Genomic DNA, 14362 nt, shown 5'->3' on the forward strand with positions numbered 1-14362 from the left:
GCTCCGGGGGTCCCCGCGCCGGGGGCCCCCCCCCCCCCCCCGGGGGGGGGGGGGCCGGGCCGGGTGGAGCGGCGGGGCCGGAAGGTTCAGAAGGTTCAGAAGGTGAGGTTCCAGGCGTCGATCGTGCCGGTGTCGCCGGAGGCGCCGTCCTTCACCCGGAGCTTCCACGTACCGTTCGCCACGCTGGCGGAGGCGTTGACGGTGTAGCTCTTGGCGACGTTGTCGGTGCTGTCGCTGTTCGGGAAGTCCTCCAGGAGGAGGACGGTGCCGTCGGGGGCGACGAGCGAGAGGACCAGGTCGCCGCGGTAGGTGTGCTTGATGTCCACACCGACCTTGAGCGTCGCGGGCGCGTTGCCGGTGACGCCGGTGACGGTGATCGGGCTCTCCACCGTGGTGTTGTCGGCGATCGCCACGTCGGCGGTGTTCTCGAAGTACTTCCCGGTGGGCGGGGTCGTGCTGCCGACCGCCTTCAGGGCGTCCACCTGGCCGTCGCCGAAGAAGCCGTTGTTGGCGGTGGTGCCGGTGCAGCGGCTGTCCGAGGCGGGGCAGGCCAGGTCGTTGGCCTGGCTCGCGAGGCGGGCCCGGATGCCGGCCGGGGTGAGCGACGGGTCGGTGCTCGCGATCAGCGCGGCCACCCCGGTGACGTGCGGGGAGGCCATCGACGTGCCGCTCTTGGTCCCGTACTTGCCGCCGGGCAGGGTCGAGTAGACGCCGGTCGCGCCGTCGCCGCCGGGCGCCGCGACGTCGATGACGCCCTGGCCGAAGTTGGAGTAGGAGGCCTTGCCGCTGCCGCTGCCCGTGGCAGCGACGGTCACCACGCCCGGGAGTTCGGTGGGGATGTCGAGGCAGGCGTTGCTGATGGTCCGGGTGGTCGGGGTCGAGTCGTTGGGGCTCTCGGTGTCGGTGGTCTTGTTCGCCAGGTCGTAGTTGGCGTTGCCGGCCGCCGCGACCTGCAGCGAGCCCTTGCCCTCGGCGTACTCCTGGGCGCGCTTGACGCCCTCGATCAGGGCCGCCTGGTCCAGGTCGTTCGGGCAGTTGAACTGCCACGGGTCGGTGTAGTAGCTGTTGTTGGTCACCTTGAAGCCGTGGTCGCCGGCCCAGACGAAGCCGCAGACGGTGTTCTCGGCGTAGAAGAGGGTGCTGGTCGGCTCGGCGATCCGGACCGAGGCGATCTTCACGCCCGGGGCCACGCCGATGACGCCCTTGCCGTTCTTCGCGGCCGCGATGGTGCCGGCGACGTGGGTGCCGTGGGTGTCCACGTCCCGCCAGGCGCCGCTGCGGGTGTCGGGCTTGCCGTACGCGCAGGAGACCGAGTCGGCGGCGTCGAAGTTCGGTGCCAGGTCCTGGTGCTGGTCGTCCACGCCGGTGTCGAGCACGCCGACCTTGACGGCGGACGAGCCGGTGGTGACGCTCCAGGCCTGGTCGGCCTTGATCTGGGTCATGTCCCAGCGGTTGGACTCGGCGAGCGTGGTGGCCGCCTGGGCCGGGTTGGCGGGCAGGGCCGGGTTGTAGGCGTCGGCCGGCACGTCCGAGGTGCGGGTCGCCCCGACCTGCTGGATGCCCGGGACGGCGCGCAGCGCGGCGGCGAAGCCGGTGTCGGTGGAGTGGGCGACGAGGACGCCGATCTGGTCGTAACTCGCGAAGACCGTACCGCCCTTGGCGGCGACGGCGGTCTTGGCGGCGGCGACGTCGGCGGGGGCGCTGATCACCAGGTAGGCGCGGGTGCCGGCGGCCCAGCCGGCCGCGCTGCCCGCGACGGCGGGCGCCTGGGCCGCGGGGGCCTGGGCCGCGGGCGCGGAGACGGCGCCCGGGACGGTGGGGGTGGTGGTCGTGGGGGCGGCGGTCGCGAACGCGGTGGGGGTGGCGAGCGCCATGGCCGAGAGCACGGCGAGGGCTGCGGCCGGGCGGCCGAGCCGCCGGGATATCAGGGGTGACACGTGTCCTCCGATTCGGCCCGTGCGTGAGGGGGATCGCACAGGAATTGAAGGAAACATGCCAGATTGGGCGGGACTTGGGGAAGACTTTACGCCTGACGACTTCTCGCAGAAACGTTACGTTCTGATGTCACGGGGTCCGCGGCGTCCCCGGCGGCCGACGGGCCGGCCGACCGGGGCACGACGACGGGCCGCTGTCAGCGGGGGCCGGGCCGAGTGGGCGTCAGGTCCGCGACCAGGAGGGCGAGGAGGTCCGCCGGTGCCTCGATGAAGCGGTAGTGGCCTCCCTCCAGGAGTTCGAAGGTCGTCTCGCCGCAGGCCGGCCAGCCGGTCATCAGCGACGGCGCGATGCCCGTGTCCTCGGTCCAGCCGATGGCGGTGATCGGGCACGGCAGCCGGACCGGCTCGGGCACGTGGTACCGCTTGTTCATGTCGACGTCGTTGCGCAGGACGCCGAGGTAGAGCGCGAGCAGGCTCGGCTCCAGGGTGCCGCCCAGTTCCGCGACGAGCGCGCGCAGTTCGTCGGCCAGTTCGTCGTCGCTCATGCCGAGGAAGCGGCCGTAGGGGCCGTCCTGCGGCGCGACCTCGGCGGAGACGAACAGCCGGGTCGGGGCGGGGCAGCCCCGCTGGACCAGCCGTACGGCGGTCTCGTAGGCCGCCAGCGCGGAGCCGCAGTGGCCGAACAGCGCGTACGGGCGGTCCAGGTGGGGGCGCAGCGCCTCGCAGAGGTCGTCGGCCATCGCCTCGTAGGTGGTGTGGGCGGGCTCGCGCATCCGGTTCTCCCGGCCGGGCAGCTGCACGGGGCAGACCTCGACGCCGTCGACCGAGGACGGCCAGGCGCGGTACATGCTCGCGCCGCACCCGGAGTAGGGCAGGCAGAACAGCCGCGCCGGTGCCACCGGCGAGGGCTCGCGCAGGAACCACTTGTTGCGGGTACGGGCCGTCGGAGCGTCCACGGGTGTCCTTCCGGGTGGGGGTTTCTTCTCAGCGGGCCGGGGTGCCTAGCGGGTCCGCGCGGTGATCGGCAGGTGGGTGAAGCCCGCGATGATGTTCGAGCGCATCCGCCGTGGCTCCCCGGCGGGTTCGAAGCCGGTGAACCGGCCGAGCAGTTCGGCGAACAGGATGCGCAGGGCCACCCGTGCGACGGTGTGTCCGATGCAGTAGTGCGCGCCGACGCCGAACGCGATGTGCTTGTTGGGGCGCCGCCGGATGTCGAAGGTGTCCGGGTCGGTGAACACGGTCTCGTCGCGGTTGGCCGACGCCAGCCACACGACGACGGCGTCCCCGGCCGGGATCGTCACGCCCCGGACCTCGACGTCCCGGGTGGCGTGGCGCATGAAGTGCTGGGTGGGCGAGGCCCACCGCAGGGACTCCTCCACACCGCTGCCGAGCAGCTCCGGGTGGGCCGCCCAGTCCTCCAGGACGGCGGTGCCGGCCAGTTCGGCCATCGCCGCGACCGGCGGCTGGGCGGTGGTGACGGTCGCGCCGAGCAGCAGGCTGTAGCAGTTGGACACGATCTCGCCCGGCGACAGCCGGCGGCCGTCCAGCTCCATGGTGAGCAGCAGGCTGATCAGGTCGTCGCCCGGGGCGCGCCGCCGCGCGGTGACGACGTCCTGGAAGTAGGCGAAGAGTTCGCGGTGGGCGGTCACCAGGGTGGCCTGGGGGCCGGCGGCGAGCTGGAACTCGGGGTCGTCGGCGGCGATGCAGGCGTGGGCGAGCCGGACCAGCCGCGGCCAGTCCCGTTCCGGCAGCGCCATCATGGTGCCGATCACCGCCATCGGCAGGGTGGACATGGCGGCGGCGAAGTCGTACGGGCCGCCGTCGGCCAGCGGCCGGAGCAGTTCGACGACGACCCGGCGGACGGCCTCCCGGTCGTTCTCCACCGTCCTGATCGACAGCGCCTGCTGCAGCGGGCCGCGCAGGTGCGCGTGCCGGGGCGGGTCGGTCACGGCCATCTGCCTCCCGCCGGCCGGGTCGCCCTGGCCGAGGAGGTTGAGCAGGGTGCCCTGTTCGGAGGTGAAGGTGCCGTGGTCGCGGAGCACCCGGTTGGCCTCGGCGTGGCCGACGACCGACCAGTAGCCGATGTCGCCGACCGGCTGCCAGCTCACCGGGGCGTCGCGGCGCAGCCGTCGCCACGCCTCGTGGGCGCCGCCCGAGAGGTAGAGGTCGGGGTCGATCAGGTCGACCGGCCGCGGGGCGAGGACCGGGCACCGGGTGGTCGGGGGAAGCGCCGTCATCGGGGCCGCTCCTCCCCCGCCCCGACGGCCGGGCCCGCCGGGCCGTCCGCCGTCCGGCCGTCCGGGCCGGCTGCGCGCATCCGATCGGTGAGGGCCTCCGCCAGCTCGGCGACGGTCGGCGACCGGTACAGGGTCTGCGCGGGGAGGTCCACCTCGAACTCGCGCTGGGTGGCGACCAGCAGGTCGGTGGCCAGCAGGGAGTGCCCGCCGAGGTCGAAGAAGTCGTCGTCGACGCCGACCGGTTCGACGCCGAGGACGTCGCCCCACAGCTCGGCCAGGCGGGTCTGCACCTCGGTGCTCGGCGGGACGAACTCGTTGGCCACGTTGCGCGGTACCCGGGTGGCGCTGGGCAGGGCCCGGCGGTCGATCTTGCCGTTGCGGTTCACCGGCAGCTCGGGACGGACCAGGATCGCCCAGGGGATCAGGTAGCCCGGCAGCCGGCCGCGCAGTTCGCGGCGCAGCCGCCGGCCGAGGTCGGCGGCACCCGCCGGATCGGGTTCCGCGGGCACGACGTAGGCCAGCAGCCGGGTGCCGCCCGCCGGGTCGGGCTGCGGCAGCACGACCGCGTGCCGCACCCCGGCGAGCCGTTCCAACTCGACCTCGACGGCGCGCGGTTCGGCGCGGTGGCCCTGGACCTTGACCTGGTCGTCCACGCGCCCGACGAACTCCAGCGTGCCGTCCGGCAGCCACCGCACGAGGTCGCCGGTCCGGTACATCCGAGCCCCCGGCTCGGTCCCGGACGGATCGGGCAGGAACCGTTCGGCCGTCGCGGCCGGGCGGCCCAGGTAGCCGCGGGCCAGGCCGGCCCCGGCCACGTACAGCTCCCCGCACTCGCCGACGGGCACCGGCCGGAGGTCGGCGTCGAGCACGGCGACCCTGGTGCCGCTGATCGGGCGGCCGATCGGCACGCTCCGCAGCTCCGGGAGGGTGCCGCTGGTCCAGCAGGTCGTGTACGTGGTGTTCTCGGTCGGCCCGTAGCCGTTGGTGAACAGCAGGTCCGGGTGGTGGTCCAGCAGGTGCCGGACGTGGCCCGGCGAGGCCACGTCGCCCCCGGTGAGGACGTGCCGCACGCCGGCGAACGCCTCCGGGTGGGAGCTCGCCATCTGGTGGAAGAGCCCGGTGGTCAGCAGCAGGACCGTGACGCCCTCGGCGCGGACGACCTGCGCCACGTGCTCCAGCGTGATGGCGACCGGGGGGAAGAGGACCAGTCGGCAGCCGTTGACCAGGGGGGCCCAGATTTCGAACGTGGACGCGTCGAAGGCGACCGGTGCGAGGTGGAAGAAGACGTCCTCGGCGCGGACGTCCATCCAGTCCGCGCCCCGGACGAGCCGGTCGATCGCCCGGTGGGGCACGCCGACGCCCTTGGGCTCGCCGGTGGAGCCCGAGGTGTAGCTGACGTAGGCGAGCCGGTCCGGGTCGCCGGGGCGGGTCGGGACCGCCGGGCCGGTGGCCGGCTCCGGCGCCGAGCGGTCCTCCGTCACCGTGACGACGGTGCCGGGCAGGTGCTCCCGCAGGGCCTCCTCGGCGATCACCATGCCCGCGCCGGCGTCCGCCAGCAGCAGCGCGTGGCGGCCGGCCGGGTCGTCCGGTTCGAGTCCGAGGTACGCCCCGCCCGCGACGAGGACGGCGAGCAGGGCCACGATCAGCTCCGGCGAGCGCGGCACCAGCACGCCGACGACGTCCTCCGGCTGCAGTCCGGCCGCTCGCAGCCGCTCGGCGAGCCGGTGGGCGCGGTCGTTGAGCTGCCGGTAGGTCAGGGTCCGTCCCTCGCAGGTGACGGCGGGCGCGTGCGGGGCCCGCTCGGCCTGTTCGGCGACCAGCTCGTGGACGGCCCGGGCGTCGAACGGCGGCCGTCCGCTGCCGACGAAGGCCGGGAGGTCGGAGAGGTCGGAGATCCTGGAGGTGTCGGAGATCTCGGAGGTGTCGAAGGTGGGGACCGTCTCGGTCAACTGCTTCCCGCTTTCCTGTGCTGGGGTGTTCCCGTCGGGGTTGGACGCGCGGCCGCTCGGGCCGTCGGCGTCGTGCGGCGGGCCGTCGGCGCCGCCGTGGCCGCCGTGGCCGCGCTCAGCGCCGTGCGGCGGGCGGTGGTCGCGGCGGCCGGGGCGCGGCGGGTGGTGCGCGGTGTCACCGGGGGCGGCCACCGCCTCAGACCGCCGGCACGTGGAAGAAGGTGTCCCGCTCGGCGATGCGGCCCTGCGGCGTCATCCGGAAGAAGTCCGCGAACCGCAGCTCGACCTCACCGCCGTCGTGCAGCACGCCGCGGAACAGGCCGTGCACGGCCACCTCGTCGTCGGTCGTGACCACAGTGGCCAGGGTGTGCACGCCGGTGCGGATCACCCGCTGGTCGCGGTAGAAGCGTTCCAGTTCGGCGTGCCCGACCATGGGGCGGTAGCCGGGGCGGTGGTAGCGGGCGTCCGGGGTGAACAGGGCGACCAGCGCGGGCACGTCACCGGCGTCGACCAGCTGGTAGTACCGGCGGACCTGGGCGGCCCCCAGCGCCGGGTCGGCCGGGGCTGCCGGGTCGGCCGGGGCTGGCGGGGCTGCCGGAGTTGCCGCCGCCACCGGGGTCTCCGGTGCGGCCGGCGCGGCCGGCGCGGCCGGCGTGTCGTCGGGACGGGGAGGGGTGTGGACCATACCGAGGTGCTTCCTGTGATCTGTCAGAGTCGTGGACGTGGGGAGAGGTCCGGGACGGCTGCGGCGTCCGGGGCCTGCGCGAGCGCTTCGACCAGCCGCGCCGGCGTGGCCGCCTGGAACAGGGCGCCGAGGGTGAGTTCACGGGCGAACCGCACCCGCACCCGGTTGACCAGCCGGGTCGCGAGCAGTGAGTTGCCGCCCAGCGCGAAGAAGTCGTCGTCGAGGCCCACCGCGGGTCGGCCGAGCACCTCGGCGAACAGCGCGCACACCGTCGCCTCCGCCGGGGTCCGCGGCCCGGGCCCGGACGGTGCCGGTTCCGGTGCGAGGTCCGGGACGGGCAGCGCGGCCCGGTCGATCTTCCCCCGGGGGGTCAGCGGGAAGGCGTCGAGCGGGACGATCGCCACGGGCACCATGTAGTCCGGCAGCGCCGCGCGGGCGTGCTCCCGCACCGCCTCCGGGTCGAGCCCCGCGTCGCCGGCCGGGACGACGTAGCCGATCAGCCGCCGGGCGGGCGAGGCCCCCCGGCCGGCGACCACGGTCGCCTGGGCGACGGCGGGGTGCCCGGCCAGGACCGCCTCGATCTCGCCGAGTTCGATGCGGAAGCCGTGGAGCTTGACCTGCTCGTCCGCGCGGCCGAGGAACTCGAGTTCCCCTTCGGCATTCCAGCGGACCACGTCGCCCGTGCGGTACATCCGCTCGCCCGGTGCGCCGAACGGGCAGGGCACGAACGCGCCGGCCGTCCGGCCGGGGTCGTTCAGGTACCCGCGGGCCACGCCCGGACCGGCGACGTAGAGCACGCCGGCCACCCCCGGCGGCACCGGCGACAGCGCCTCGTCCAGGACGTACACCCGCCTGTTGTCCACCGGCCGGCCGAGCGGGACGACGTCGGGCACGGCCCGGCCGGGGCGCAGCACCCTGCGGGTGGTGAAGGTCGCGGCCTCGGTCGGGCCGTACCCGGCGACCACCACGGAGTCCGGGCACCGCGCCAGGACGCGCCGGACCGCGTCGGCCGGCACGACGTCACCGCCGGTCCACACCTGGCGGACCCGGGCCAGCGTGCCGGGGGACTCCTCGGCGAACACCCGGAACAGTCCGGCCGTCAGCCAGAGCGTGCCGACCCGGTGGTCGACGATCAGCCGGTGCAGGTCCGCGAGCGCCAGCTCGCCGGGCGGGGCGACGACCACCTGGCCCCCGTTGAGCAGGGGCACCCACCACTCGAAGGTCGAGGCGTCGAAGGCGTGCGGGGAGTGGGCGAGGACGCGCGGTGCGTCCTCGTCGTCGCGCCAACAGCTCTGTGCGGTCAGGCTGATGACGTTGCGGTGGCTCAGGGCCACGCCCTTCGGCGTGCCCGTCGATCCCGAGGTGTACAGGACGCACGCCAGGTGGTCGGCGCGCAGCGGCACCACGGGGTCGGTGGCCGGCCGGTCGGCGAGGCCGGGGTCGGCGTCGACGACCACCTCCGGCATGCCGTGGGGCGGCGCCTGGTCCCGGGTGGCCCGGTGGGTGAGCAGCACCGCCGCCCGGGTGTCGTCCAGGACGCGGCGCAGCCGGGCCGCCGGGGCGCGGGTGTCCAGCGGCATGTAGGCGCCGCCGGCCTTGCTGATCGCCAGGACCGCCACCACCACGTCGGCGGAGCGCTCCATCAGTACGGCCACCGTGCTGTCACCGCACACGCCCAGGGAGATCAGCCGGTGCGCCAGCTGGTTGGCCCAGGCGTTCAACTCCGCGTAGGACAGGGTGGTTCCGCCGCACACCACGGCGGGCGCGGCAGGTGTGCGCGCGACCTGGGCCGCGAAGGCCGCCGGCACCGTCGGGTGCGGAAGCGGACGCGCGGTGCGGTTGGCGGCCACGACGGTGCGGTGCCGCTCCTCGGGGGTGAGCAGGTCGGGTCGACCGGTCGGCCGGTCCGGATCGGCCGCCACCGCGTCCAGGAACCGCAGGAACCGCCTTTGGTGGGAGGCGAGTTCGGCCTCGGAGTAGAGCGCGGGGTTCGCGTCGACGTCGAGCCGGGGCGCGGTGCCGTCGGAGCGGTCGTAGACGGAGAAGGAGAGGTCCTCGACCGGCCCGTTGGACAGGTTGTGCACGGTGGCCCGGACGCCCGCGAAGTCCAGGTGGTAGTAGAAGGACATGATGTTGACGACGGGCCCGAACAGGACCCGGTCCGACCGTGCCGGATCCAGGTCCCTGCGCAGGTCCTCGCTGCGGTGGCGCTGGTGCGGGCGCAGGGCGGCGACCTCCTCGGCCACCTGCCGCGCGAGGGCGGACAGGCCCTGGTCCGGGTGCACGCGCAGCCGCAGCGGCACGACGTTCGCCACCATGCCGGGGACGGCCGGCCCGGCGGCGCCGGTGCGCCCGGTCACCGGCATGCTGAGCACGATGTCCCGTTCGCCGGTGAGGCGGTGGAGGTAGGCGGCGACCGTCGCGGTGAAGGCGGCGGGCCAGCTCGCGCCGACCGGTCGTGCGGCCCGTCGCAGCGCGGCGACGGTGGGCGCGTCGAGGGTGCCGGTGCGGCGCAGGAAGCCGTCCGAGGCGGCCGCCGAGCGGCTGGCGAGGCTGACCGGATCCGGTCGGCCGGCCAGCCGGGCCGCCCAGAACTCCCGGTCCTGTCCGGGCTGTTCCGACGCGCGGTAGGCGGCGTCGTCCGCCAGCAGGAGGCTCAGCGGCCCGAAGGCCGGTCCTCCCCCGCTCCGGCCCTCGACCAGTCCGGTGTAGGCCTTGGCGACGCGGCGCGCGATGAGCGACATGCTGTAGCCGTCGACCGCGATGTGGTGGACGCGCTGGTACCAGAGGAAGCGGTCCGGCGCGAGGGCGAACAGGGCCTGGCGGAACAGCGGGTCCCGGGTGAGCCCGACCGGGGTGGCCAGGTCGGTGCGCATCCACTGCTCGGCCGCCCGCAGCGGGTCCGGGGCCGAGGTGAGGTCGACGTGGTGCATCGACCAGTCGGGCGCCGGGGTGACGACCTGCCGGGGGCCGTCGGCGCCGTCGGTGAGGCGGACGCGCAGCGACTCGGTCTCGGCCACCACCTGCCGCACGGCCGTCTCGAACAGCTCCGGGTCGATCGGCCCGGGGATGTCCACGTACTCACCGGTGTTGTAGGCGGGGCTGCCGGGGCGCAGGTGGTGGGCGAACCAGATGCCGGACTGCGCCGACGAGAGCGGCAGTTCGCGTGCCTCGCTCATCCGAGCTCCTCCAGGGCGGCCGACAGCGCGTCGGCGAGGGACGCGACGTGGGGCGGCGACAGCATGTCGTGGTGGTTGCCGGGCGCCTCGACCACGCTCAGCGCCGCCCGGGTGCGGTCCCGCCAGTGGGCGGGGACGACGACCGGGCCGGCCAGTGCGGGGTGGGCCTCGGAACTCGTGAACAGGTGGATCGGGGTCCGCAGCCGCGCCGTCGACCGGTAGCGTCGGGCGGCGGCGCCGTTGGCGGTGAACACCCGTGCCATGCGCCGTAGTTGTGCGGTGCGCACCTGCGGCGGAAGGTGCTCGGCGGCCTGCCCGTCGCGGAGCAGCAGGGCGAGGGCGTCCCGCTCGTCGGGTTCGTCCCCGTCGGTGGGCTCGCCGGTCGGGCCGTCCGTGGGCCCACCAGCGGCCCCGGGCGCTCCGGCGTCGATGATCCCGAGGAAGCCCGGCGGGGTCCCCCGCTCCTCCAGCAGCCGGGCCATCTCGAAGGCGACCAGCCCGCCGAAGGACCAGCCGGCCAGCAGGTACGGGCCGTCGGGCAGGGCGGACCGCAGCTCCTCCAGGTAGCGCCGCGCCTGCTCCTCGACGGTGGCCAGCGGCGGCTCGTCGGTGGTGTAGCCGACGGCCTCCAGGCCGTACACGGGCCGGCCGCCGACGGGGTGCCCGGCGGGGTGCCCGTTGAGGTGTCCGGCCAGCTGGAGCAGGGAGCAGACGTCGCCGCTCTGCGGGTGCACCAGGATCAGCGGCGCCCTGCGCCGGTCCCCGTCGGCCAGCGGCACCACGAGCCGGCTCAGCGCCCGTGACATGTCGGGCAGTTCCGCGCACAGGCCCTCGAGGGTGGGGTGGCGGAACACCGTGTGCAGCGGCACGGTGACCCCCCACTCCCGCCGGATCGCCTCGACGAGCTCGACCGCCCGGAGGGAGTGCCCACCGAGCGCGAAGAAGTCGTCCCGGACGCCGACCCGCGGGGCGCCCAGCACCCGCTGCCAGATCCTGGCCATCAGGAGTTCCGTCCGGTCCCGCGGCGCCGGCGCGTCCGCGTCGTGGCCGGGGCGGGCGGGCGCGGGCAGGGCCGCACGGTCCACCTTGCCGTTGGTGGTCAACGGGATCCGGTCGAGGGCGGTCAGCGTCGCGGGCACCATGAACTCGGGCAGGGTCTCGCGCAGCGAGCGCCGCAGCTCCGCCAGGTCGCCGGGCCGGTCCCGGTCCTGCCACACCAGGTAGCCGGCCAGTTCGGCGTCCGTCCCGCCGCCGCGCACCGTCACCGCGGCCCGGGCGACGCCGGGCTGCGCACCGAGCGCGGCCTCGACCTCGCCCAGCTCGATGCGGTACCCGCGGATCTTCACCTGCTCGTCGGTGCGGCCGAGGAAGACCAGGCTGCCGTCCGACAGGTACCGCGCGAGGTCGCCGGTCCGGTACAGCCGGCCGCCGGCGGCGCCGAACGGGTCCGGTACGAAGCGCTCGGCGGTCAGCCCCGGCCGGTTGGCGTACCCGCGGGTGACGCCGACCCCGCCGATGTGGATCTCGCCGGGCACCCCGACGGGCACCGGGGCTCCGGCCGGGTCCAGCAGGTAGATCCGGAGGTTGCCGAGCGGCCGGCCGATCGGCACCGACCCGCCGGGCCGGTCCAGGTCCCGGTCGGCGTCCACGCGCCGGGTGACGCAGCCGACGGACGCCTCGGTGGGGCCGTAGCCGTTCCACAGTGTGGAGACCCGGTCGAGCAGCCGCCGGGCCAGGGCGGGCTGGAGCGCCTCGCCCACGCAGATCGCCTGGAACCGGCCGCCCTGCCAGCCGCCGTCCAGCAGCAGGAGCCAGGTGGCCGGGGTGGCCATCAGCGTGGTGACGCCGAACTCGCGCAGCATCTCCGTCAGCCGCGGGCCGTCGACCGCGACCTCCGGCGGGGCGATCACCACGCTCGCGCCCCAGGCCAGCGGCATCAGCACCTGGGGGACGATGACGTCGAAGGAGATCGAGGCCACCGAGGCGACCACGTCCGTCCCGTCGAGGTCCAGCTGCCGGCCGCGGACCACCAGGTAGTTGACCACGCCCGCGTGCGGGACCAGCACGGCCTTGGGGCGGCCGGTCGAGCCGGAGGTGTAGATCGAGTACGCCAGGCCGGCGGGCGTCGCGAGCGGTGGCAGCAGGTCGTCGGGCAGGGCCGCGACGAGCTCGGCCTCCTCGTCCGTCCACACCGTCGTGGCGTCGTGCGGCGGCAGCCGGTCGGCCAGGTCGCGCCGGGTGAGCAGCAGCGGCACCTCGGCGTCGGCGAGCATGAACGCCAGGCGCCGCGCCGGGAGGTCCGGGTCCAGCGGCAGGTAGGCGGCGCCCGACTTGAGGACGGCCAGCAGGCCCACGACCAGCTCCGCCGAGCGCGGCAGGCAGACGCCGACCAGGCGTTCCGGCCGCGCTCCCCGGGCTCGCAGGTGCCGGGCCAACCGGTTGGCCCGGCGGTCGAGTTCCCGGTAGGTCAGGCGCTCGGTGCCGCAGCGGACCGCCACCGCGTCGGGGGTCAGCCGGGCCCGCTCCTCGACCAGCTCGTGCACGCAGAGGTCCGCGGGGAAGGGTTCGTCGGTGGCGTTGGCGGCCACCAGCAGCGCGTCGCGCTCGGCCTCGGTGAGCAGCTCCAGGCGCGAGACGGGACGGTCGGGGTCGTCGGCCGCGGCGTCCAGCAGCCGGAGGTAGTGGCCGACCAGGCGCTCCACGCTCGCGCGGTCGAAGAGGTCGGTGTCGAAGGCCACGGTCCCGGTCGTGCCGGTCGGCCGGTCGGCGATCACCAGGCTGAGGTCGACCTTGGCCGTGCCGTTGTCGACCTCGACCGGTTCGACCTCCGCCCCCTCCAGCCGGAGCGAGGCGGCCGGGTCGGACAGGCCGGCGAACATCACCTGGAACAGCGGGTTGCGGTCGAGGCCGCGGGCCGGCCGCAGCTCCTGCACCAGCCGCTCGAACGGCACGTCCTGGTGCGCGTAGGCGTCCACGGCCGTCCGGCGGACCCGCTCGAGCAGCTGGACGAAGCCCGGGTCGCCCGAGAGGTCGGTGCGGATGACCACGGTGTTGATGAACGAGCCCACCAGTGGGTCGAGTTCGGGCCGGGTCCGGCCCGCGACCGGGGTGCCGACCGCCACGTCGGACTGCCCGCTGTAGCGGGCGAGCAGGGCCTGGAACCCGGCGAGCAGCGTCATGAACATCGTCGCGCCGTGCCGCCGGCCCAACAGCCGCAGCCGGCCGGCCAGTTCCTCGGGCACGGTGAAGGTGATCCGCTCGCCCCGGCCCGTGCGGACCGGTCCGCGCGGGCGGTCGGTGGGCAGGTCCAGCGGCGACAGCCCGGACAACTGCGCCTTCCAGTAGTCCAGTTCGCCGCGCAGGCGGTCGCCGGAGAGCCGGGCCCGCTGCCAGTGGGCGAAGTCCGCGTACTGGAGCCGCAGGGGCGGCAGTTCGGGCTCGCGGCCCGCCAGCCGGCTCCGGTACATCGCCGACAGGTCGTCCCACAGCAGCGGCATGGACCAGCCGTCGACCGCGATGTGGTGCACGACCACCACCAGGAGGTGCTCGTCCTCGTCCAGCCGCAGCAGGGACGCGCGCAGCAGCGGGGCGGCGGCCAGGTCGAACGGGCGCAGGATCTCGGCGTGGACGAGGTCCAGGGCCAGCCGCGTCCGGCGTTCGACCGGCTCGGCCCGGAGGTCGGTGACGGGCAGGTCGAGCGGCCGGGCCGGCGCGACCGAGGGGCCGGGGCGCCCGTCCCGCTCGGGGAAGGCCGTGCGCAGGACCTCGTGGCGCCGCACCAGGTCGGTGAGGCCGTGGCCGAGCGCCACCACGTCCAGCGGGCCGCGCAGCCGGAAGACCTCGTGGACGTTGTACAGCGCGGGGCCGTCGGACAGCCGCTCGACCAGCCACATGCGTTCCTGGGTGAACGAGGCCACCCGCTCGCCCTCCGGGCGGGGCGGGATCGCGTCCCCCGGCCCGCCCTCGGCGATCCGGCTGCGGGCCGCGCGGACGCGTTCGTCGAGCAGCGCCCGTACGGCGGCCGGCGTGGGGCCGGTCGGCCGGCCGGGCTCGGGGCGGCTGTGCTGTGCCTTCACGGGTGACGGGCCTCTCCGGCGGGAAACGACGGTGCTTCGGCGGCGGCACCGAGGTCCGCCAGCAGGGCGGCGTCGATGCCTGCGGCGAGTTCGGCGACGGTCGGGTGGTGGAAGAGCAGGACGACCGGCAGGTCGAGGTCGAGCACCCGGGCGAGGCGGGACATCACCTTCGACGCGAGGAGCGAATGGCCGCCGAGCTCGAAGAAGTCGTTGTGCACGCCGTCCGGGGTGACGCCGAGCACCTCGGCCCAGGTCTCCAGCACCAGGAGCTCGGTGCCGGTTTCGGCCCTGGCCTCCGCGCC

8 protein-coding genes are annotated in these 14362 nt (G+C 75.0%); all 8 read right to left on the reverse strand.

Going from position 1 to position 14362, the window contains the following annotated elements; genetic code table 11:
- Positions 1 to 95: 95 nt before the first annotated feature.
- The gene (locus ABZW03_RS18305; protein WP_355258798.1) at positions 96 to 1937 is read right to left on the reverse strand and encodes a S8 family serine peptidase; all 1842 of its coding nucleotides are present in this window, start codon (positions 1935 to 1937) and stop codon (positions 96 to 98) included.
- A 194-nt stretch (positions 1938 to 2131) separates the two neighbouring features.
- Positions 2132 to 2890, reverse strand: coding sequence for a thioesterase domain-containing protein (locus tag ABZW03_RS18310; RefSeq protein ID WP_355258801.1), 759 nt, complete (start codon positions 2888 to 2890; stop codon positions 2132 to 2134).
- Positions 2891 to 2935: 45 nt separating this feature from the next.
- On the reverse strand, positions 2936 to 4171 hold the full coding sequence (locus ABZW03_RS18315) for a cytochrome P450 (RefSeq protein ID WP_355258804.1): 1236 nt from the start codon (positions 4169 to 4171) through the stop codon (positions 2936 to 2938).
- A complete protein-coding gene (locus ABZW03_RS18320) occupies positions 4168 to 6312 on the reverse strand; it encodes a non-ribosomal peptide synthetase (RefSeq protein ID WP_355258807.1) in 2145 nt (714 codons plus the stop codon). Before ABZW03_RS18320 ends, ABZW03_RS18315 begins: the two co-directional genes overlap by 4 nt.
- Positions 6313 to 6316: 4 nt before the next feature.
- A complete protein-coding gene (locus ABZW03_RS18325) occupies positions 6317 to 6805 on the reverse strand; it encodes a nuclear transport factor 2 family protein (protein WP_355258810.1) in 489 nt (162 codons plus the stop codon).
- Positions 6806 to 6828: 23 nt separating this feature from the next.
- Complete coding sequence (locus ABZW03_RS18330; RefSeq protein WP_355258813.1) at positions 6829 to 9984, reverse strand: amino acid adenylation domain-containing protein; 3156 nt, start codon at positions 9982 to 9984, stop codon at positions 6829 to 6831.
- Complete coding sequence (locus ABZW03_RS18335) at positions 9981 to 14060, reverse strand: amino acid adenylation domain-containing protein (RefSeq protein ID WP_355258816.1); 4080 nt, start codon at positions 14058 to 14060, stop codon at positions 9981 to 9983. Before ABZW03_RS18335 ends, ABZW03_RS18330 begins: the two co-directional genes overlap by 4 nt.
- The coding region (locus tag ABZW03_RS18340) for a phosphopantetheine-binding protein (protein WP_355258819.1) at positions 14057 to 14362 on the reverse strand (306 nt) is incomplete at its 5' end. The genes ABZW03_RS18340 and ABZW03_RS18335, both read right to left, overlap by 4 nt.

The sequence above is a fragment of the Kitasatospora sp. NPDC004799 genome (assembly GCF_040609095.1).
GTDB lineage: Bacteria > Actinomycetota > Actinomycetes > Streptomycetales > Streptomycetaceae > Kitasatospora.